Origin of the sequence: Pseudoalteromonas sp. M8 (genome assembly GCF_018141365.1) — a bacterium.
Taxonomy (GTDB): Bacteria; Pseudomonadota; Gammaproteobacteria; order Enterobacterales; family Alteromonadaceae; genus Pseudoalteromonas.
Genome location: NZ_CP047240.1, coordinates 382,846 through 403,244 on the forward strand (window position 1 = coordinate 382,846; position 20,399 = coordinate 403,244).

18 protein-coding genes are annotated in these 20,399 nt (G+C 43.8%); 11 read left to right on the forward strand and 7 right to left on the reverse strand.

The annotated features are described in order from the left end of the window. The first annotated feature begins 49 nt into the window (after positions 1-49). Positions 50-1,177: a hemolysin family protein gene (locus GSF13_RS06830; RefSeq protein ID WP_211867580.1), complete on the forward strand. Its 1,128-nt coding sequence runs from the start codon at positions 50-52 to the stop codon at positions 1,175-1,177. Here the strand turns inward: GSF13_RS06830 and GSF13_RS06835 are convergent. Continuing rightward, a complete protein-coding gene (locus tag GSF13_RS06835) occupies positions 1,161-2,369 on the reverse strand; it encodes an EAL domain-containing response regulator (RefSeq protein ID WP_045990536.1) in 1,209 nt (402 codons plus the stop codon). The genes GSF13_RS06830 and GSF13_RS06835 overlap by 17 nt on opposite strands. 210 nt (positions 2,370-2,579) lie before the next feature. Between GSF13_RS06835 and GSF13_RS06840 the strand changes: the two genes are divergently transcribed. Further along, complete coding sequence (locus GSF13_RS06840) at positions 2,580-3,590, forward strand: site-2 protease family protein (RefSeq protein WP_174170510.1); 1,011 nt, start codon at positions 2,580-2,582, stop codon at positions 3,588-3,590. 30 nt (positions 3,591-3,620) lie between these two features. Here GSF13_RS06840 and GSF13_RS06845 read toward each other — a convergent pair whose 3' ends face one another. Beyond that, the gene (locus GSF13_RS06845; protein ID WP_211867582.1) at positions 3,621-4,934 is read right to left on the reverse strand and encodes a TIGR00366 family protein; all 1,314 of its coding nucleotides are present in this window, start codon (positions 4,932-4,934) and stop codon (positions 3,621-3,623) included. 220 nt (positions 4,935-5,154) lie between these two features. Between GSF13_RS06845 and GSF13_RS06850 the strand changes: the two genes are divergently transcribed. Beyond that, on the forward strand, positions 5,155-5,382 hold the full coding sequence (locus tag GSF13_RS06850) for a hypothetical protein (protein ID WP_010376621.1): 228 nt from the start codon (positions 5,155-5,157) through the stop codon (positions 5,380-5,382). 3 nt (positions 5,383-5,385) lie between these two features. Here GSF13_RS06850 and GSF13_RS06855 read toward each other — a convergent pair whose 3' ends face one another. Beyond that, positions 5,386-6,330: an AEC family transporter gene (locus GSF13_RS06855; protein ID WP_227387574.1), complete on the reverse strand. Its 945-nt coding sequence runs from the start codon at positions 6,328-6,330 to the stop codon at positions 5,386-5,388. Between the two features lie 62 nt (positions 6,331-6,392). On the opposite strand from GSF13_RS06855, the gene GSF13_RS06860 reads away from it, so the two are divergent. Then, the gene (locus tag GSF13_RS06860; RefSeq protein WP_010376624.1) at positions 6,393-6,761 is read left to right on the forward strand and encodes a YacL family protein; all 369 of its coding nucleotides are present in this window, start codon (positions 6,393-6,395) and stop codon (positions 6,759-6,761) included. 308 nt (positions 6,762-7,069) lie between these two features. On the opposite strand, the gene GSF13_RS06865 is transcribed toward GSF13_RS06860, so the two are convergent. Continuing rightward, positions 7,070-7,771, reverse strand: a complete 702-nt coding sequence (locus GSF13_RS06865) for a 2OG-Fe(II) oxygenase (protein WP_088531994.1) — start codon at positions 7,769-7,771, stop codon at positions 7,070-7,072. 29 nt (positions 7,772-7,800) lie between these two features. Between GSF13_RS06865 and GSF13_RS06870 the strand changes: the two genes are divergently transcribed. After that, a complete protein-coding gene (locus GSF13_RS06870) occupies positions 7,801-8,199 on the forward strand; it encodes a thioesterase family protein (RefSeq protein ID WP_010605953.1) in 399 nt (132 codons plus the stop codon). Here the strand turns inward: GSF13_RS06870 and GSF13_RS06875 are convergent. Together GSF13_RS06875 and uvrA are read right to left on the reverse strand one after the other, a co-directional pair. Next, positions 8,180-9,274 carry a hypothetical protein gene (locus tag GSF13_RS06875; RefSeq protein ID WP_211867584.1) on the reverse strand — a complete coding sequence of 365 codons (1,095 nt, stop codon included), beginning with the start codon at positions 9,272-9,274 and terminating at the stop codon, positions 8,180-8,182. The two genes, GSF13_RS06870 and GSF13_RS06875, sit on opposite strands and share 20 nt — an antisense overlap. Positions 9,275-9,324: 50 nt before the next feature. Further along, positions 9,325-12,147 carry an excinuclease ABC subunit UvrA gene (uvrA, locus tag GSF13_RS06880; RefSeq protein ID WP_211867586.1) on the reverse strand — a complete coding sequence of 941 codons (2,823 nt, stop codon included), beginning with the start codon at positions 12,145-12,147 and terminating at the stop codon, positions 9,325-9,327. A 180-nt stretch (positions 12,148-12,327) separates the two neighbouring features. Between uvrA and GSF13_RS06885 the strand changes: the two genes are divergently transcribed. The 5 genes from GSF13_RS06885 to GSF13_RS24655 all read left to right on the forward strand — a co-directional run bounded on the left by GSF13_RS06885 (position 12,328) and on the right by GSF13_RS24655 (position 17,093). Beyond that, a complete protein-coding gene (locus GSF13_RS06885; protein WP_010605950.1) occupies positions 12,328-13,074 on the forward strand; it encodes a transporter substrate-binding domain-containing protein in 747 nt (248 codons plus the stop codon). Between the two features lie 139 nt (positions 13,075-13,213). Then, positions 13,214-14,581: an MFS transporter gene (locus GSF13_RS06890; RefSeq protein ID WP_211868967.1), complete on the forward strand. Its 1,368-nt coding sequence runs from the start codon at positions 13,214-13,216 to the stop codon at positions 14,579-14,581. A 17-nt stretch (positions 14,582-14,598) separates the two neighbouring features. Next, the gene (gene ssb, locus GSF13_RS06895) at positions 14,599-15,252 is read left to right on the forward strand and encodes a single-stranded DNA-binding protein (RefSeq protein ID WP_010605948.1); all 654 of its coding nucleotides are present in this window, start codon (positions 14,599-14,601) and stop codon (positions 15,250-15,252) included. A gap of 255 nt (positions 15,253-15,507) precedes the next feature. After that, the gene (locus tag GSF13_RS24650) at positions 15,508-16,218 is read left to right on the forward strand and encodes a hypothetical protein (protein WP_249122744.1); all 711 of its coding nucleotides are present in this window, start codon (positions 15,508-15,510) and stop codon (positions 16,216-16,218) included. Continuing rightward, positions 16,215-17,093 (forward strand): EAL domain-containing protein, encoded by an 879-nt coding sequence (locus GSF13_RS24655; protein WP_249122745.1) that lies wholly within the window; start codon positions 16,215-16,217, stop codon positions 17,091-17,093. Before GSF13_RS24650 ends, GSF13_RS24655 begins: the two co-directional genes overlap by 4 nt. Positions 17,094-17,114: 21 nt before the next feature. Here GSF13_RS24655 and GSF13_RS06905 read toward each other — a convergent pair whose 3' ends face one another. Then, positions 17,115-18,026: a pyridoxal-phosphate dependent enzyme gene (locus GSF13_RS06905; RefSeq protein WP_211867588.1), complete on the reverse strand. Its 912-nt coding sequence runs from the start codon at positions 18,024-18,026 to the stop codon at positions 17,115-17,117. A 299-nt stretch (positions 18,027-18,325) separates the two neighbouring features. Between GSF13_RS06905 and GSF13_RS06910 the strand changes: the two genes are divergently transcribed. Then, positions 18,326-20,338 (forward strand): formylglycine-generating enzyme family protein, encoded by a 2,013-nt coding sequence (locus GSF13_RS06910; RefSeq protein WP_211867596.1) that lies wholly within the window; start codon positions 18,326-18,328, stop codon positions 20,336-20,338. Positions 20,339-20,399: the final 61 nt, after the last annotated feature.

Consider the following 20,399-nt stretch of genomic DNA (forward strand, 5'->3'; position numbering starts at 1 on the left):
CGTATGTGGTTGAGCAAACACTTAGCGTTGAATAAAGAGGAGAATTTACTTGGTTTTATTATTAACCTACATGTTTTTGGCAATAGCTATCTCTTTTATCTGTTCGGTGATGGAAGCGGTGCTACTTAGTATTACGCCAAGTCATATAGGGATCTTAAAGCAAGACAATGATGCATTAGCATCGCGAGTTCAACGCCTTAAAGACAATATTGATCAGCCTTTATCTGCCATTCTAACGTTAAACACCGTTGCGCATACCGCCGGTGCTGCAGGGGTTGGCGCGCAAGCTGCTGTGGTATTTTCAGATGCAGCTGTTGGTATTGCGTCAGCGGTGATGACGCTACTGGTTTTGGTGCTATCAGAAATCATTCCGAAGACCTTAGGGGCGACTTATTGGCGCGGATTAACACCTATCGTTTCCAGTGTGTTGGTATGGCTAGTTCGACTATTGAAGCCATTCGTGTGGATGTCGGATCAACTTACAAAAGTGATAGGCCGTAAAGAAGATGAGGCTCACTATATTCGTCAAGAAATCGAAGCGATGGCGGAAATAGGCTCTGAAGCTGGTGCACTGCATCAGGACGAGACTGAAACCATTCGTAGTTTATTACGTTTTCGTCATGCCAAACTAGAAAGCATCATGACACCAAGAACGGTGTTATTTAAGGTGCATAAAGATATGACAGTGCACGAGTATTTGTCTGAGCATGGTTCGGTTGCTTTTTCTCGGGTGTTGGTATTCGATAAAAACACAGATGACATCATCGGCTTTGTACACAAGAATGATATTATGCTTGCTTATCATAGGCTTGGAGAAGAATATAAAATTGGTAAGCTATCTCGCCCTCTTTATACCGTACCGGAAACACTAGCTGCGCCAGAGTTATTCAAAGCGTTACTGGCAAAGCGTCTACACATTGCGCTTGTCATTGATGAATATGGCGATGTACAAGGCATAGTGACATTAGAAGATTTGCTTGAATCATTAATGGGAATGGATATTGTTGATGAGCGAGAGCAAACCACCAATATGCAAGCTGCTGCTAAGCAAAAGTGGCGAGAGCGCGTTGATAATCATGATAATTTGATTGAAGACAGCGACGAAGCTGAAGATGCGTCTGAAACGCAAAGCGGCGGAGAGGAAACTGCCTCTCCAGAGGTTAAGGGTTCGAATTAATCATACGCTGCCAAGAGTGTATCCACCCGACTAGGTCTGTTAGTGGTTTAGGTTTACTGATTAAAAAGCCCTGCATTAACAGGCTATGCTTGTAGCGGTCAAGGTATTGTAGCTCTTCAATCCGCTCTATACCTTCAGCTACTATGTCTAACTGTTGATTTTGTGCGATGTCGATTAAGCTGTCGATAAGTACCTGTGAAAAGCGATCGGATTCCACATGGGTTATCAAAGAGCGGTCGATTTTGATCTCAGTAAACGGCAAAGACTTTAACTGCTGAATATTGGTAAATCCAGTACCAAAGTCGTCTAACGAAATATCAAACCCCCGGATCCGTAACCGGTTCATTGTTTCCAGTTGAATAGACTGATTCATCGGTTGGTTTTCAGTAATTTCTAAAATGATATCACTAGGCTTTAAACGGTTTATTTCTAAAATAAGTGCCAATTTATCTGGACAGCTTAAATCATTTAATTGCACAGGTGATAAATTAAAAGCCAGTTTAATCGGGTAATTGAGTTCAGATTTGATTGCTTTAAACTCGTCCGTTGCCTTTTCAAAAAGCTGGAAAGTAATGATGTTGATTAGATCGGTATCTTCGGCCACGCCAATGAAATGGTCTGGTAAAATGACCTGCTCGGTATTTTTAGACACAATACGGGCAAGCACTTCGACACTTTTTATCTTTTTGTCACCACGGTGAACCTTTGGCTGATAGTAAGGCGTAATTTCATTGTGACTAATGGCATGCAAAAGATCGCTTTCGGTTACCTTTTCAATACGGCTACGTTTAACAGTGGTATACGTCTCCATTTTTTTGAGCATGCGCTCGACATCAACCAATTGTACGGGCTTGGAAATATTGCCGATAAGGTGTGCATTGGACTGTCTGGCAAGGTTGGTTGCTAGATCAATAATCTTCTCGTCCATTTCGGAAATAATAATAATGCCGCCAGAGAACCTTAGCTCTCCTAGCTGGCGAATAAACTCCATACCATCCATTTCGGGCATATTGAGATCTGTAAAAATGGCGTCAAATTGATGAGGAGTCTGCCGTATTTTTTCTACAGCATTCACCGCACTTGAGCAGGTTGTGACATGCTCAATACCAAGCTCAGTCATAATAGCTTGCATTACGACGAGGATCGCGGGTGAATCATCTACTACCATTATCCGATGTTTTGCTAATGACATTAACAATTCCTTCGTATACCTTACCTCCTTAAAGTCTAGTACAAATAATTTAAAGTGCTCAAATCTCAAAATGCTTTAAAAGGTGATTTTTACTCAATTTGAAGCGCAATAATGACACTTTACCTGCATTTTTCTAATTCAGATTCCGGCAGCACTTTATGAAGCGGACGCTTTTAGCGATAATGCCCCAAATGACCTTTGGATCTGAATATGAATAGAGTCGAGCTTTCGCTAGCGGACAAAGCGGTATCTATCTTTTTTAACCAACAACAAGTAGTACAGCTTTTTGTCGAGCAGCAAGCGATTACCTTTGAAGAGCAGCATAATGGCATTTTCGCGACCATTGATGGACAAGCACTGGCGGTAAATACAGAGCAGTTACCTCAGGGATTACTTGGTATTGCAGTAAATGGAGCTGAGCTTCAGTGGCTCGAAGTGAGCACTGAAACACCTAAAGAAAAACGCAGCTTATTTGGTTTGGCAGCATTGGGCTTAAAGTTATTTAAAAGTGCAAAGGTGGTTAAAGCTGCCTTGGCTGGTGCATCCGTGGCAGGATACGCATGGCTATTTTCTTGGCAGTTTGCGCTTATGCTTGTGGCTTGCTTAGTCGTTCATGAATATGGCCACGTCCGCGCTATGCGCTATTTTGGGATTAAAACAAAAGGTATCTATTTGATCCCTTTCGTTGGTGGCCTGGCTGTAAGTGATGATAAGATCACGACCCGCTGGCAAGATGTAGTTATTTCGTTGATGGGACCGGCATTTGGCTTGATAACCTCAATCCTTGGAGTGGTGTTGTATTACGCGACAGAGATGGAAATCTTTGCTGGTGTTGCAGTATTAAGTGCGCTGTTGAACTTATTCAATTTACTACCTATTTTGCCGTTAGATGGTGGGCATGTTCTAAAAAGCATAAGCTTTTCAATGCGCTCTTGGGTGGGGTTATTGGCGTGTATGTCAGGAGTATTATTCGGCCTTTGGATAAGTTACACCTTTGGCTTAATCTTACTGGTGATATTCATTTTGATTGGTAGTTTTGAAATCCTGATTGAGTGGCGTGGCCGTAATTATAGTCACTTATTACCCCTTGACCGATATGGGCAAGTGGTCAGCGCCATTATGTATATAGTTGTTATTACAGGTCATGTTGCGGTAATGATGCATTTTGCTGATTCAGAGAATCCAATCCTAAGCTTACCAATGAAAATTTTATCAAGTTAATCTGTGTAAGAAGGTGCATTATGCACCTTCTTACAGGGGCAGCAACAATAAAGTTGCGATAATTACACCCGTTACCAGCAATTGTACTAGGCAAAATCCCATAATATCTTTGGCTTTAAGACCTGCAATTGCAAGTACCGGTAGTGCCCAAAAAGGCTGGATCAGGTTAGTCCAAGCATCACCCCAAGCAATTGCCATCACGACTCTGGCTATGTCTGCATTAAGCGCTTCTGCTGCGGGAATGATTATTGGTGCTTGTACCGCCCACTGACCGCCGCCTGAAGGCACAAATATATTCACAAGGCCTGCACTTAAAAAGCTCCACAGCGGTAATGTCCATTGACTGCTAATAGAAACAAATCCTTGAGATATTTGTTGCGCTAGTCCTGTTTCGACCATCATAGCCATGATCCCAGCATAAAAAGGAAACTGTATCACGATACCGGCACCACCTTGAATTGCTTGTTGTAGACTATTGAGAATATTAGCAGGGGTCTTGTGTAGCAGCATAGCTAAGAACAAAAACAGGGCTATGACGATATTCAATGTCAATGTGCCTACATTAAATATAAAGTAAAAGCCCAAGTAGCTAAGACCGATTGCTCCTCCTAACATGCCAAGCCATGAGGCATTTTCTAATTTTGCAGCCGGAGTATTGCGGTTACTGATATCATTACTTTGTTCAATGAGCTTTTCTTTATCAACAATAACTGCGTCATCATCTTTGGGAAGCATCAGTTTATTTATAAGTGGTAAAACGATAAAAATACTGAGTACGATGAGCAGGTTAAATGGCGCAAAGATTGTCTCTGAAGTGGTAACAATACCGATGCTCTTTTCACTAAAGTGCCCCGGAGTTGCGATAGTCAGGGGGACTGAGCCTGATAGGCCTGCGTGCCAAACAACAAAACCAGAGTAAGCACTAGCCACTAACAGGCGATAATCAACTTTCACTTTTCGAGCGATGGCCTTTGCGAACAAAGCCCCGACTACTAAGCCAAACCCCCAATTTATCCAGCTGGCGCTCATCGCAACAAAGGTGGTGAGTATAATTGCTTGAGAAGGAGTTTTAGCTAGGCCTGCGATACGGTCTAGCGCTTTCGCTATTGGAGGGGTAACAGCAAGCATGTGACCACATAATAAAACTAACAACATTTGCATCGCAAAAGTAAGCAGCTTCCAAAAGCCATTACCCCATGCCTCAAGCACCATGACAGGTGTTGCTGGAGTAAACAATGTAGCGAGTACCATCACCAAAAAAGTGAGTAAAAGGACAATCACAAATGGATCGGGTAGATACTTGTCGACTAATTTTGTTAGCGGGGTGGTAAACTTGCCAAGCATAAGACATCCTGTTTTCATTATTATTTTATGTAAATCAAAGTGATTGAATTACGCATCATAATATAGCTAAACTTTAAGCTAAAAGTTAGTGGTTTAGGCTAACTTATAGTGAACAGAAAATAATGAGTTTCATTGGTTTCTTTTAAAATCAAAGCGTTAGGATTGGCATGAAATCTGATATATTAAAAAGAAAGACTTTAAGTAACTAAGAGAGGTAACTATGTCTGGACAAGGTTCTGGTGGTAATGTAATTGCAGCGATTTGTAACGTCTTTTTCCCTGGCCTTGGTCAGTTGGTTCAAGGTCGTATATTGGCGGCTTTAATCTTCGCAATTGTTGTTGTAGGTGGGTATGCACTGTGGTTTTTATTGGTTCCACCTGTGATTGCAGCCGTTTTCCATTTGTGGGCTATTATTGATGCTGCTAAGTATACGCCGCCTAGGTATTAACGGTTATACCAAAAAGTATAACCACCCAGTCAGGCTGATCATACTCAGCACAGTAGACAGCACAACGGTAGCCGCAAGCGTTGCTTGTTGGCTGTCGAGCTGTCTAGCAACAAGATAGGCATTGACTCCCAGCGGAGAGGCACTCATTAAAGTCACCACCTGAACTTGTTGAGTTGCCAATCCTAAATAAGTGGCAAAGAGATAAACCAATCCCGGTAGTAGTATCAGTTTTACTGCACTTAGCCATATTGCACCCTGTAACTTTCCCCGCACGCCATACTGTACCAAGCTCGCACCCAGAATAAATAGCGCCCCTGGAATAGCTGGTTTTGCCAACCAACTAAAGCTTTCATGTATTAAGCTTGGTAGTTTTAACCCTGCAATGTTTAATATCAAACCGCTCGAAATACTTATCACTATTGGATTGAGCAGCAGGGGTTTCACAATATCCACCTTATTTTTGTGTCTTGCTGCCAGTAAAAAAGTCATAAAAAACAGCATTGCACTGTGGAATGTAATAATCATAAATACCATGGCAGCGGCTTGCTCACCGAGTGTCATTAAGATAATCGGTAATCCGACTAACACGGTATTAGAGTAGGTGCCACTTAATGCTAATGCTGCACTGTCTGTTTTTGAACGATGTTGCGCTTTAAAGAGAAATAGGTATAAGCCTGCATAAGTCAGAGCGACTGGGAGATAAAAGGATAATAACAAGGGACCCGTCGCGAGGCTTTTCAGATCTGCTTGCACCATACTGCTAAATAACAGTACAGGAATACATAAATTAAAGATAAAAGTACGCAAGCCATCAAGCTGATTGATGGCGATAAAGCCAATCTTTGCACTCAAAAACCCAGAAATAACGATAAAGATGAGAGGAAATAAGATCTCAACAGGCGACATGCGTTGACCAACAATCGAGTGGTTAAAAGGTAATTCTATCAATGAATGCTTAGCGGACGCCACTTAGGTATAATAAAACAAGGTGATTTAGTTAAGAAGTAAAGATGGAATACCAGTTTATTCGTGACCCACTTTCTGGGTTTCGAGCTCGCTTAAATGACGAGCATGCGTTGATAGGTCGGTGGCTGAGCGAAGAGCTTGCACATGAGCGTATTGTCAGCCTGTTGACACAGCTTGAAAACCTGCCAAATCAAAAAGAAGAGCTTGTGTTGGCTGGAAAAGAGATCCGCGCCACATTCACGCCGCAAGAAGCATTATTTGAAAGCCACGCTCTGTTTCATGAAAGTGATGACATAGCGCAATACCAAGAAGACGCGCTGGCTTTAGATGAATCGGGTATGATGGCGGTGTGTGGCTATGAAGATTTTTTACCCATGCTGATAGAGTGGGCTGAATTTACCAAAGCTAAATAACCTGAGCTGCGGATAATTAATGCCTTTCTAGCAGCCAGTTTTAGCGCTAACTGCGTTGAATTCACTTCCAATAGCCAGCTATTGGTGCGTAAATTCGCCTTGCCTACAGGATGTAGGTACCTTAGCGAGAGCAGGACGCGGAAGCGGAGTTATCCCCAAAACTCTCTGGCTAGATAAGAAGATAGTTTAAGGTGATTAAAAAACAGTGAGTTAGTCCATTCCTTATCCAAACCTCAGGTTAAATAAGTTCTGTGGGGGCTGTTATCTTTTATGCTTGAGTTCAACAGCCCCTGAAGTATAGAGATAGCTTATTTGGGCGTACCATAGAGTTGCTCTGCTCTATTAAATAACACCCACGAAGTGAGTATATACTTATCATTAGAAACCGGAATATTGCCTCGATGTGTATGTGTAAAATACCCTGGTGCTATCACCATAGAACCTTTTACTGGGGCAATTTTACGCTGCTGATAATAAAACTCGGTCTCGCCACCTTCCTCGACATCATTAAGGTAGAACATAAATAACAGCACTCGGTGTAAGGCTTCATTATGGTCATGTTGAGGGTAGACTTCGCTGTGCCAGTAGGGGTAGCCGCCTTTATTTATTTGATAGCGTTGAGCTTGGATAGCGCCTAAACGAAATAGCTGTTGAGCAAGGACCGGGAGTTGTGGCTTGCCGACTTCTTCAAAGTTATCCACAGTGAGATCGACAGGTTCACCAGTTTTGGGGTGATACACTTTAAGTCCAAATGCACCGATGATCATAAAGAAATGTTCTTCAAGGTACTCAAATAAGTGCTTTGCCGTAACCTGTTGAATGTGCTGTAACTGTTTGGCATAGTCAGGGTAGGAATTTAGATAAAGGTCGTGACTGACTTTTTTACTCAAGTCGACACCACCAGACGTAGTCCCCTGTTTTAAATGTGGGCTTTGATCGAAGGTCTTTACGAATTCATCGCAAAAGTCTGAACTGAGTGCGTTATCGTAAACGCGAATAAAATCACTCATGTTTTTCCCTAGTTTTTATTGGAGTTATTATGCTGTCTGAAAAGCTTATGCCGCGTTTTTGTGACACAGATGTGCTTGGACATATCAACAATACCGTACTCCCTGTGTGGTTTGAAGCCGCGCGCACACCTATTTTCAAAATATTTACACCAGATTTAAATCCAAAAGAGTGGAAATTGATTGTTGCTAAAGTCGAAGTTACCTTTAAAGGGGAGCTATTTTATGGTCAGGAAGTCGAAATAAAAACGGCTGTTGAACATATCGGCAACAGCTCATTTGTGATTTTGCAGCAGGCTTGGCAGCATGGAGAATGCTGTGCTGAAGGTAAAACCATTATGGTGCGATATGACTTTGCGGTTAAGCAATCTCAACCGCTGAGTCAGCAAGAGCGCGATGCACTAGGCACTTTTATGGTTGCTGCGGCTTAAACTGGTGACCAATTGCCGCTGAAATACAAGGCTTTACTGTATAGGTGTAGCCGTATTCCGCGGCGTTATCCGGCATGATCTCTAAGATCTCATAATCGTTTAATTCAACAATATTACTGCCTTCGCTATGTTCACAGCGTGAGTTTCCGTCAGACTCAAAGCGAAAGATAAAGTAAGCCAATATTTGGTTAAGCACATCGTTATAGTTTTTGCCTTGCTCATGTAAATCTGGGTTAGAATCGTTATTAATAGATACCGTTAACGACTCCGGCTCATCTGCAGTGGACTGTGTTTCATCTTGTTGTGGAGTACCGCCACTCATGCTGGCCTGTCGTGGTTGAGTTTCCGATGCTCCTTCGTTTTCTTCTGCGGAGTCTGCTAAGCGTGATTCTTTCGCGTTGGCATGGAAAGAAATTCCGTCCTCATCTATTTTGAAATCAGAAGAAAACTCAGTAAATGCGGTTGAAGCACCTGATTTAGCGATGCCGAGCACCAAGAAAGCCAATAAAACAAAGCACATGATCAACCTGATGATTGCTGTTGTTGCCGGATAACGATAGTGATTCTGATGCCAAAAAGGCTTTATACGTAATGGTTTAAGCAGGAAAAGTACAACGACATAACAGGTCATAAAGAGTTGCGCGAGAACTAACAAGAAGGTACTGGTAATAAAAAACCAAGTAGGTAACGACAGCAACACACTCAAATTATGTGTGTAAGGGAAATTATCTGTGCTGACCCCAGTTAAATCATTGATACGACCATCAGCTTGCACTAACACAAAGTTAGCGATAAAGGCATAAAATAACAGTATCAGTGCTTTGCCTGGCACACTTTCCCAAAAGGTCATGATCCTTGGCCAGAATTCATAACATAGCGCCGTTACTGTGGTTATTAAGATCAAAAAAGTGGTGAAGTTATTATCTTCAGTTTCACTCAAGCTGAACATGAAAATGATAAAACTGACCAAATAATAGCGTTGAGCCAGCGTTAGGCTTTGCCAGAATTGGCCGATGGAAAAGCGCAATCTTGCTAGGTATGCGGTTAAGTTTTTTGGCGCGAGAAGTTGGTGCATAATAAATGAATTTGTAATTATTATGCACCAATAATAGAGACTTTTAGAAATTAAGACAATAAGGGCTTAAGGTACTTACCCGTATGCGAAGCCGCAAAGTCAGCCACCGTTTCAGGTGTACCTGAGACGAGTATTTGACCACCTCCTGCTCCTCCCTCTGGACCTAAGTCCACAATCCAGTCCGCGGTTTTGATGACGTCTAGGTTATGCTCGATAACCAGCACCGTATTACCATGATCGCGCAGACGATGTAATACTGCGAGTAGCTGCTGAATATCATGGAAGTGCAGACCTGTGGTTGGCTCATCGAGAATGTAAAGTGTTTTACCGGTATCTCGTTTTGATAGTTCACGAGCGAGCTTAACACGCTGCGCTTCACCACCGGACAAAGTCGTGGCGGCTTGCCCTAAGCGAATGTAGGAGAGGCCAACGTCCATTAAAGTTTGTAGTTTGCGATTGATTGCGGGAATCTTATCAAAAAATTCCCGGGCGTCCTCAACTGTCATTTCCAACACTTCGTGGATATTTTTACCTTTATACAGTACTTCCAGTGTTTCACGGTTATAGCGCTTACCAGTACAGACATCGCAAGGAACATAGACATCCGGCAGGAAGTGCATCTCAACCTTGATAACTCCATCGCCTTGACAGGCCTCACAGCGACCGCCTTTAACGTTAAAACTAAAGCGGCCAACCTTATAACCGCGTGAACGCGATTCTTGTGTCCCCGCGAATAGTTCACGAATAGCAGTAAAGATCCCTGTATAAGTTGCTGGGTTTGAACGTGGTGTGCGACCGATAGGACTTTGATCAATATCGATAACTTTATCGAAGTGATCTAGCCCATGAACTGATTCATATGGTGCAGCTTCTTGCGTTGTTGCACCGTTTAATTCCTGATGAGCAAGTTTGAATAGGGTGTCATTAATGAGGGTAGATTTACCCGAACCTGATACCCCAGTTACGCAGGTCATGAGGCCGACAGGCACTTTTAAGTCGACACTTTTTAGGTTGTTGCCCGTTGCGCCTTTCAGCTCAAGCCACTTATCATCACATTGATGACGTTGCGCTGGAACTTCAATGCATTTCTCGCCACTGAGATATTGACCCGTTAATGAGTCTTTACTTTGCATTATCTCATCGCGAGTTCCCTCAGCGACGACATAGCCGCCGTGTACGCCGGCGCCTGGACCGATATCTATGATGTGATCGGCTGCACGAATGGCATCTTCGTCGTGCTCTACCACAATCACGGTGTTGCCAAGATCTCTTAAGTGCGTGAGTGTTTTAAGTAAACGGTCGTTATCGCGCTGATGTAGACCAATTGAAGGCTCATCCAGTACGTACATTACCCCCACGAGACCGGCGCCAATTTGGCTTGCAAGACGGATCCGCTGAGCTTCACCGCCAGATAAAGTATCAGCACTACGCTCCAAAGAGAGATAGTTTAGGCCTACATTGATCAAGAAAGATAAACGGTCGCGGATCTCTTTGAGTATTTTGTCCGCAATTTGTGCTTTTTGGCCTGTGAGTGCTAAGTCGATAAAAAATTGACTGGCTTCGCCGATACTCATCGTTGTTACGGTTGGTAGATTGGTCGAGCCGATAAATACATGGCGCGCTTCTTCGCGCAGGCGTGAGCCATGGCAACTTGGACACGCTTGGCTGGTTTGATATTTGGCGAGCTCTTCTCTTACTGAACTGGACTCCGTTTCCCGATAACGGCGATTCATGTTGTTTAACACGCCTTCGAACTCGTGATTGCGGGTGATAAGATCGCCTCTGTCATTACGATACTTAAACGCGATTTTAGTTTTGCCTGAGCCTTCTAAAACCACTTTTTGAAATTTACTCGGCAGATCCTGAAATGGCGTTTCTAAATCAAATCCATATTGCTCGGCAACCGAGCTTAACATCTGAAAATAGTAAAAACTGCGTTTATCCCACCCTTTGATTGCACCGCCAGACAAGCTTAGTTCTGGGTTTTGCACTACACGTTTGGGATCAAAGTACTGCTTTACCCCCAAACCATCACAGCTTTGGCAGGCACCTGCGGGGTTATTGAAAGAAAACAGTCGTGGTTCAAGTTCGCTCATGGCATAGCCACAAGTTGGACAGGCAAAGTTGGCCGAGAAGATCAGTTCGTCTGCGTCGCTATCATCCATATAGGCGATTTGCGCAATGCCATCAGCCAAATCAAGCGCGGTTTCAAAAGATTCGGCTAACCGCTGCTCAAGCCCTGCTTTGACTTTGAAACGATCCACCACGACTTCTATGGTATGTTTTTTCTGTAACTCTAGCGTTGGTGGATCTGAGAGATCGCATACCTCGCCATCAATACGCGCACGAATAAAACCTTGGCTTGCAAGCTCTTCTAACAGTTTTACGTGCTCACCTTTACGGTTTTTCACCACCGGTGCAAGTAGCATGAGTTTGCTACCCTCTGGTAGCGCCAATACAGTATCAACCATTTGGCTGATAGTCTTTGCGGCTAACGGTAAATCATGCGTAGGGCACCTCGGTTCACCCACTCGTGCAAAGAGTAATCTTAAATAGTCGTATATTTCGGTAATGGTTCCCACGGTTGAGCGTGGGTTGTGAGAAGTCGACTTCTGCTCAATGGAAATCGCGGGAGACAAGCCCTCAATGTGATCCACATCTGGTTTTTCCATCAGCGATAAAAACTGCCTCGCGTACGCAGACAAAGACTCAACATAACGACGCTGGCCTTCTGCGTATAAGGTGTCAAATGCTAAAGACGACTTCCCTGAGCCAGAAAGACCCGTGATCACTATCAACTTGTCTCTTGGAATGGTGAGTGAAATGTCTTTTAAATTGTGGGTGCGGGCACCCCTAACTTCTATTTTATCCATACGACCCTTGTGTTTTTTCGTGCGCTGTACTGAGTACGCGATACTAATCCACTAAATTGAAACCTGGATCAGTCAAAGCATGATGTGAAGTGAACAGATTACCGCATCCCGAATACAAAATTAAGTTATCTCTGCTAAACGAACTAAACTTATTAAACCGATCAACTTGGGATATTGATTTTGTATCGACTTTTATTGCTTTTGGCGCTGCTTTGCCAAAATGTCTTCGCCTGTGAGCTGGTGGTACGGTTTGAGAATTATGCTGCGCAGTCTAAGTTAAATGACGACCTTGTTTGGCACGGTATGGATGTTGATTTCGCTAAAGCCTTGTTGGATGAAGCAGGGTGTAGCTATCGTTTCGTCAGTATTCCTTGGGGTCGGGCGCTGAAGCTTTTAGAGGAGGGCGATATCGATCTTATTTTGAGCGTCACAAAAACACCGGTACGTGAACAGTTTGCGCATTTTATTGGTCCTCAACGAATGGAAACGATTGTTTTTGCAATGAACTCAGGCGAGCCTCATCAGCTTGACTCACTTGAGTCGTTATTCCATCTGTCAAAGCCCATCGCTATTCAGCGTAATGCTTATTACGGTGAGGCGTTTACAGCTCGCCTTGCGCGTCGTACCGACAGTGAAACACAATTTATTTATGTACCCGACAATCAGGTAAAATTGAATTTGCTCAAAAAAGGACGGATAGCAGGGTTTTTAGAAGAAAAATTCAACATCCTGTATCAAAGTAAAAATAACCCTGATTTTGAAAAGTTTGCGATTAGCCCGTTGGTTATTAACGAAAACCCAGTATATTTTGCCTTTAGCAAGGCACGCACCTCGAGCGAGCGTTTGCAGCGTTTGAGTCAAGCATTTGAACGGGTTAAACGTAGCGGAAAATTAGATCAGATCACGGCCAAGTACGGCACCAACTAGCGCTTTTTTCTCTCGAAGTAAGCCGTTCAAAATCATGATGGTAACAATCGCATTGCAAAGATCCGTTCGCGCTAGTGTAAGTTAAGAAAAGAGTTTGTTAAACTTGCGCGTGATTTTCGATAGTGATGAATACCGCCTTATGTCTAATGACTCTTTAAATCCAACTGAAAAGCGCGCCGCGATTTCTCTTGCTGGCGTTTTCGCTTTCCGCATGCTTGGTTTGTTTATGCTGATGCCTGTGTTAGCTGTTTACGGCCAGTCTTTACAGGATGTCTCGCCACTGTGGATTGGTTTGGCTATTGGTGCTTATGGTTTGACTCAAGCTGTACTCCAGATACCTATGGGTTGGCTGTCTGATAAGTTCGGTCGTAAGCCAATCATCATTGGTGGGTTGTTGGTATTTGCATTAGGATCCGTTATCGCGGCATTAGCGGATTCAATCTATTGGGTGACATTTGGTAGAGCCCTACAAGGCATGGGCGCGATTGCAAGTGCTTTACTTGCGCTTGCTGCGGATTTGAGCCGTGACGAGCAGCGTCCGAAGGTAATGGCGGTCATTGGCATGTGCATTGGTATGAGCTTTGCTGTAGCCATGTTATTAGGACCAATGATTGCAGCGTCTTTTGGTATCGAAGGGATCTTCTGGCTGACGGCGGTATTGGCAATTGTAGGTATCGCTATCATTACCTTTATGGTGCCAAATGCGGTAAATAAAGCCCCAAAAGGTGACACAATAGCAAGCTTTGCAGATATTCGTCGCCTGATGCAAAACCCACAGTTACTGAGGCTTGATCTTGGGGTGTTGCTATTGCATTTGACGCTGACTACAATTTTTGTAGCCTTGCCTGGTCAGTTGATCCGTGACGGCCTTGCAGCAGATAGGCATTGGCAACTCTACATTCCGGTATTTTTACTCGCCTTCATTTTGATGGCACCGATGATGATAGTGGCGATCCGCAAACAAAAAGAAAAGCAGACATTCTTGCTGTCTATTGCAATGCTAGTGGTAAGCTCGGTTACTTTGTATTGCTTTGTAGATTCACTTTGGGTGATCGCAGGTGCAATGCTGGTCTATTTTATTGCCTTTAATTTTCTCGAAGCAACTATGCCTGCGTTGGTTTCTCGTATAGCTCCAGCAAACCAAAAGGGATCGGCGATGGGAGTATTTTCATCTGGCCAGTTTCTTGGTGCATTTATAGGCGGTGCTTTGGGTGGTATTTTGGCGCAAAATTTTGCGGTCGATACGATATTTGCGGCAACGGCCATTATTGGGGTAATATGGTTTGTTATCGCATGGGGTATGCAAGTGCCACCTAAGAGCAAAGCAATCAGCTTAGTTTCTGCTGTAGAAAATGAGCAACAAGCGACGGAATTGGCAGACCAATTGGTTTCATTACCTGGGGTACTTGAGGCCACGGTAGTGAGAGATGAGAATCGTAGCTACCTAAAAGTAGATGATAAAATTTTTGATTTGAAGCAAGCCAAGCAAGTGCTGGGCTTGTCATAGTGTGAGGAGACAATGCCATGGCACGTGGTGTTAATAAAGTAATTTTGGTAGGTAATCTGGGCCAAGATCCTGAAGTTCGCTATATGCCAAACGGTAACGGCGTGGCTAACATCAGCATTGCAACTACGGATAGCTGGAAAGATAAAAACACCGGTCAATTGCAAGAGCGTACAGAATGGCACCGTGTGGTGTTGTTTGGCAAACTTGCGGAAGTTGCGGGTGAGTATTTAAGAAAAGGCTCGCAGGTGTACATTGAAGGTCGTCTACAGACTCGTAAGTGGACAGATCAAAGCGGCCAAGAAAAGTACACAACGGAAATCGTGGTGGACATGGGTGGCCAAATGCAAATGCTAGGTGGCCGTGGCGAGCAGCAGGGTCAAGGTGGCGGCCAGTACCAAGGTGCTCAACAGCAGCAAAATAATTATGGCCAGCAAAGCTATAATCAAGCGCCTCAGCAGCAATATTCGCAGCCACAGCAAAGCCAGTCAAACCAACAGCAAGGTGGATTCGCACCACAGCAATCGCAACAGAATTCTCAGCAGTCTTCTGGATTCGGTGGCCAGTCTCAAGGTGGCTTTGCACCACAACAGAACCAAAACAATGGTCAATCAGGTGGTAGCTCAAACCCTATGGAGCCACCAATTGACTTTGATGATGATATTCCGTTCTAAATGGTGGTATAGCATCTAAGAAAACCCTAGCATCATGCTGGGGTTTTTTGTTTTTAGTGGTATAAATATCTCTAAGAAAATGGTGACGAGTAAGCTTAGATAAAGCTTACCATCTTGCACGATTAATAAACTTAACGCATTTCTAGTTTTGGCTCAGTTGCTTATCCTTTCTGTACAATTAAAAGCCGCATCTCGCTTGAGTTTTGCACTATTTTGAACAACACTTCAGTTATCTTTCCACCCAATAAAAACATTATGCCAATTCAGCTGTTAGATGGATTTAGTCGTCAGTATCAAAAAAAGCTAGTCGCGGTAAGTTTGGCGGTGTTGTTGTGTCTAAATTTCCTTCTTAATCATTTACTGCACCTTCAGGTTCACACGCAAGGCGAAGAAGCCGCGGCTGAAATTTCTCAGCTATCAGCTGAAGCTTTTGCTGCGGGAGTAAGTGAAATAGCTACGAAGTATGGTTTTTCATTATTACCTGTTGCGAATGCAGAAGAGCACCAATTTGTTGCCAATGACCAAACCGTTACCTTGTACCATGAATCTATATGGATAAGTCATGGATATATATTGATATTTTTCAATTTATTGTCAATTGGGCTGGTGTTATTCGTACATCGGTGGTGGTTTTTATACGGTAAGGTTGAGTCTACCTCACATGCGCAAAAGCCTGTGGCTTTACCAGCCCCCGCTCCTGAAGGGCTGTACGCATTATTTGCGTTAATCCATTGGCAGTGCAGTACGCCTAAAGAAGTTGATCTGCAGTTACATTTTCAGCTTGCGCTGGTTAAAGGCGTTGGAGAGTTTGGGACGGTGGCAGTTAAATATCTAGCTTCTGGGGCATTAGCCGTGACAGTAAAGCAGATAGGGGCGACTAAAGGTATGGACTTGGCAAAGCAAATGCACGAAATCGTTTATCGAGTGCTGTTAGAGTTTCGGGGGATTTATCTCGCAGCAAAGTGAAACTTGGCGCTTGTTTTTATCAGGAAAATAAACAACAGACACAGGTTTATCAAAGCGCAAAATCAGCGCTTTCGATCGCGCAAAATCAAGTGTGGCAACATACTCATCTAGTTCATCTCACAGAGTTATTGGCAAAACGCCTTAACGAAGATGGTGAGGCTTTGCTGAGTTATCTGAAAGCCGGACAGTTTTCCTTATTCTTCCAGCCGTTGTTCGACTTTTTAGCCGAAGACGTAATTGTAAGCGAAGCGCTACTAAGAGTGACTCACAAAGAAATGGGGCGAATTTCGGCCAAGCAGGTGATGCAACACCTTTATACCTCAGAGCAATTTCAGTTTCTGGATAGAGCGATAGTGAAGCAGGTGTTGTCTGTTTATGAGCAGGAAAGGAGTTTTGGTAAGGTAAGCATTAACTTACACATCTCGAGCTGGGTGGATAGCCAGTTTATTGATTGGCTAGAGGGACAGCTCATTGCGTCTCATAGTGGTGCGGCAATAGGCTTTGAACTTAGCATAGAAGAGGTCTATCAACATGGAGAGCGATTGCTAGCAGCTTTTGATAGGTTGAACCGACTTGGGTGCGATATTTATTTGGATAACGTTACACAGGCTCTGACGCTAGGGCGCTCACCGCTTGCCGAGTTGGTAAAAGCTGTCAAGCTTAGCTATGAGCTGGTACATGGCATTGAAAAGTCTGCGTATCGTAAACGCACAGTTAAGCAAATAGTCGCTCAAGCAAGAAGCTTGGGTATTCCCGTGTATGCAGTGGGGGTTGAAACCGTTGCTGAATTGAGTTGTATCAAAGGGCTTGGAGTGAAAGGGGCCCAAGGGCATTATTTTTCCGCACCGTTACAACAGCTCGCTGATATTCACTAAAACGCTGACCGCATGAGCTGATTAGGCCGACTTTTTATTAGTCAAATATCTCAAACCATCTAACCCTTGTAAGCCGCCGGTATGGATTGCGGTGATCACACTGCCTCTTTTGAAGTATCCTTGTTGAGCCAAAGTGAAAATGGCGTAAAACAGTTTACCCGTATAAATAGGCTCAAGAGGCAAACGATATTTTACCTTCATTTCATGACAAAAACTCAGCAATTCAGGTGTAGTCTTGGCGTAACCTCCGTGGTGAAAATCATGGAGTAGCTGCCATGGCGCGCAGCGCTGAGCTGTGATTAATTCATGTATCTCCTGTGCTAGGTATTCAGCACCTCTTAGTACCGTAACGCCTAGAACCTGCGTGTGATCAGGTAATCCCGGGATTAGTCCTGCCACTGTGCCGCCACTACCTACAGCCGTCATGACATAATCACTTTGAGGCAAGGAATGCGCTAACTCTTCAACGCCTTGCAGTGCAAGTGCATTAGTGCCGCCTTCTGGTATGAGATAAGCATTATTAAACTTGGCTTGCAGAGTTTGAATGTATTCAGGCTGATTTCTTTGCCGATATTCGACTCGACTCACGGGATGAAGTGTTAGCCCGCAAGCGCTTGCCATTTTTAGCGTTGGATTGCGCCAGTCAATCTCTGGGCCTCTAACAATTAAGTGACCTTTGATTGCGAAAAGTTTGCACGCCATGCTAGTAGCATATAAGTGATTGGAAAACGCCCCGCCAAAAGTGACTAACTCTTCAAGGCCAGCTTGCTTTAGGTGGAGTATATTGTATTTTAGCTTACGCCATTTGTTTCCTTGGATCACCGGGTGGAGCAAGTCATCACGCTTAACCTGCAACGTTAAACCGTATTTTTCCAATGTCGGGTGGTGAATAGTTTGGATCGGTGACTCGGCGATATTGGTGATGGTTTGCATGATGAAATCAGTCTGATATTTTGCACACTATAATAAATAACCCGAGCGTTTCACTCCAGAGGTTATCATACATCCTTGATTACCTATCTTCTATTTTGGACTTGAATTAGTAACACATCGCGATGTTAGAGAAAAATAGACAAAATCTCAGCTAAAAACTGGCAAGACGCTGGTTAATAGTTGTAAACTCAGATATTAATTGTGCAAAGCTTGTGTTTTACTTTGTAAGTACATAGCATAGAGCCCTAACTATAAGAAATAACAAGACCAAACAATTGCCGCTGTTGGGAATGGAACATATGCGAATTGCTCCTTTAACTTTTATTGTCTCGGCCTCGATCCTGGCCATGGGTACTGTTGCTCAAAGCGCTATGGCGCAAGATACTGCAACGGTCACTGCCATCGAGTCTGAATTGTCTAACAAGCAAAGCGAATTAGACAGATACTCGGTCGTTTTAGAAAAACACCTAGCAGAGGAAACGCGTCTGCAGTCTCAACTTGAGTTATTGAGAAAACGTTCAGGTGAGTTAGACAAAGAAAAAAATCAGGCCTTAGATGCAATGAATGAGTTGTATCGTCGGCTAATTGATGATCCTTCCATTGATATTTCTTCTGCGCAAACGCGGTATCAACAAGCTGTGACAGATCACAAGCAGAACAAAGAAGACATTGCGATGCAAATTGCGGCGATTGCATCACAACGTAAAGATATTGAGCAAGTCCGTGTGACTAAGCACACCTTAGTAAATACGCTTGAAAACTTAAAAGATCAGCTTGGCACAGCGCGAGTAGAGCGACTACGTAATGAGTTTACTCGTGAAGGTACACTAGAAGTAGATCACACGATTAACTGTAAACGCACAGAGACCTTGGCGGCTTGTGAACAGCGTGGTCAGCAAATGGGGCTTCAAAAAGCAACCAAGCGCTTTATTGACCAGATTTTTGCAAACCTAACCGAGAGTCGTGTTGTTGAGCCAAAACGCAATATGGCTGGCGCGCAGGTTCAAGTGGTTAGCAGCCATGTTGTAAATAGTGGGTTTAGTGGACAAGGCAACTACAACGTTAACCTCAGTGTGACGATGCGTGGTGATGTAAATAGCAGCCGCTTATGTAACTTGTTGAGCTTAGACAATCGTTATTGTGCTGAGTATGGCACTCCGCTTGCCGTAAATTACCAGTCGAACTACTCGACAGTCTACAGTGATAATCAACTGACTTTTTCGGACGAACAAAGTGAGCCGGTTGAAGTTGCGACTATTACAAAGCAGCCCGTCGTGGAGACCCCTCTTGTAAAAAAGTCACAAACGGCTGATAAAACAGTCGAGTTAACTTTAAGATCAAATGTTTACGACGACGAAGTATTTATTAATGGAGTCAGTTACGGCGCGACAAAAACGACAGTAGCAATTCCTGCTGGATTTTATGATGTTGAGATCCGGAAATTAGGTTATGAACCTTATAAAGCACGCATTAACCTACGAGCTGCGCAAACCATTAATGCGAAATTGGTGAAGAAACGCCAATCGGTAACGTCTGTTGTAACGAAAAAGCCTGAGCCTGAAGCGCAACAAGTACAAGTGGTCGCCGTAGCAACCACCGAAAATGAGCTAGCTATTATCCCTGCGGGCACTTTTAAAATGGGCGACCTGACGGGTAATGGTTTACCAAATGAGCGTCCCGTTGTTGAAAAAGTGTTGAGCCATTCATATGCCATGCAGAGCACTGAGGTTACAGTGGCGGCTTTTCGCCGTTTTGCGCAAAGCACAGGATATAAAACCTTAGCCGAACAAGGTAAAGGCTGCGCATACTATAAAAATGGCGAGCCGGTTTGGGAGCTTGAATATAATTGGGAAAACCCAGGTTACGAGCAATCAGATAATTTTCCCGTTGTGTGTGTTGCCTATGACGATGCCAAAGCATATGCCAACTGGTTATCTGGTGAAAAAGGGCAGCAATTTAGATTACCCAATGAAGTTGAATGGGAATATGCGGCGCGTGCAGGCACTGCATCTGAGTACCCATGGGGTAATGAAATCGGAAGAAACCTAGCTAATTGTGGTTGGTGTGGCAGTGAGTGGTCTAATAAAAGTCCTTCACCAGTTGCCCAATTTTCACCGAATAGCTATGGCTTATATGATACTGTAGGAAACGTTTGGGAGTGGACGCAAAAGCGTGCTTCTCAGAGCGATGTTACAGTGCGTGGCGGTGCATGGAACTTCGCGCCGAGTTTGGCTCGAGTGTCAACTCGCTTAGCGTTAGCGCCAGATTTTAGAGCGAATTATATAGGTTTTCGACTTGTTCGAGAGCGATAAGTAGTAAATTAAGAGCAGCAGGTGATGCTGCTTTGTTTGACAGAATTCTGAAAGGTCACCC

Bases quoted from the DNA above. Each gene is read 5' to 3' on its own strand.
- GSF13_RS06835 (WP_045990536.1), bottom strand. From the start codon at position 2,369: ATGTCATTAGCAAAACATCGGATAATGGTAGTAGATGATTCACCCGCG.
- GSF13_RS06840 (WP_174170510.1), top strand. From the start codon at position 2,580: ATGAATAGAGTCGAGCTTTCGCTAGCGGACAAAGCGGTATCTATCTTT.
- GSF13_RS06845 (WP_211867582.1), bottom strand. From the start codon at position 4,934: ATGCTTGGCAAGTTTACCACCCCGCTAACAAAATTAGTCGACAAGTAT.
- GSF13_RS06850 (WP_010376621.1), top strand. From the start codon at position 5,155: ATGTCTGGACAAGGTTCTGGTGGTAATGTAATTGCAGCGATTTGTAAC.
- GSF13_RS06860 (WP_010376624.1), top strand. From the start codon at position 6,393: ATGGAATACCAGTTTATTCGTGACCCACTTTCTGGGTTTCGAGCTCGC.
- GSF13_RS06865 (WP_088531994.1), bottom strand. From the start codon at position 7,771: ATGAGTGATTTTATTCGCGTTTACGATAACGCACTCAGTTCAGACTTT.
- GSF13_RS06870 (WP_010605953.1), top strand. From the start codon at position 7,801: ATGCTGTCTGAAAAGCTTATGCCGCGTTTTTGTGACACAGATGTGCTT.
- GSF13_RS06875 (WP_211867584.1), bottom strand. From the start codon at position 9,274: ATGCACCAACTTCTCGCGCCAAAAAACTTAACCGCATACCTAGCAAGA.
- uvrA (WP_211867586.1), bottom strand. From the start codon at position 12,147: ATGGATAAAATAGAAGTTAGGGGTGCCCGCACCCACAATTTAAAAGAC.
- GSF13_RS06890 (WP_211868967.1), top strand. From the start codon at position 13,214: ATGTCTAATGACTCTTTAAATCCAACTGAAAAGCGCGCCGCGATTTCT.
- ssb (WP_010605948.1), top strand. From the start codon at position 14,599: ATGGCACGTGGTGTTAATAAAGTAATTTTGGTAGGTAATCTGGGCCAA.
- GSF13_RS24650 (WP_249122744.1), top strand. From the start codon at position 15,508: ATGCCAATTCAGCTGTTAGATGGATTTAGTCGTCAGTATCAAAAAAAG.
- GSF13_RS06905 (WP_211867588.1), bottom strand. From the start codon at position 18,026: ATGCAAACCATCACCAATATCGCCGAGTCACCGATCCAAACTATTCAC.
- GSF13_RS06910 (WP_211867596.1), top strand. From the start codon at position 18,326: ATGCGAATTGCTCCTTTAACTTTTATTGTCTCGGCCTCGATCCTGGCC.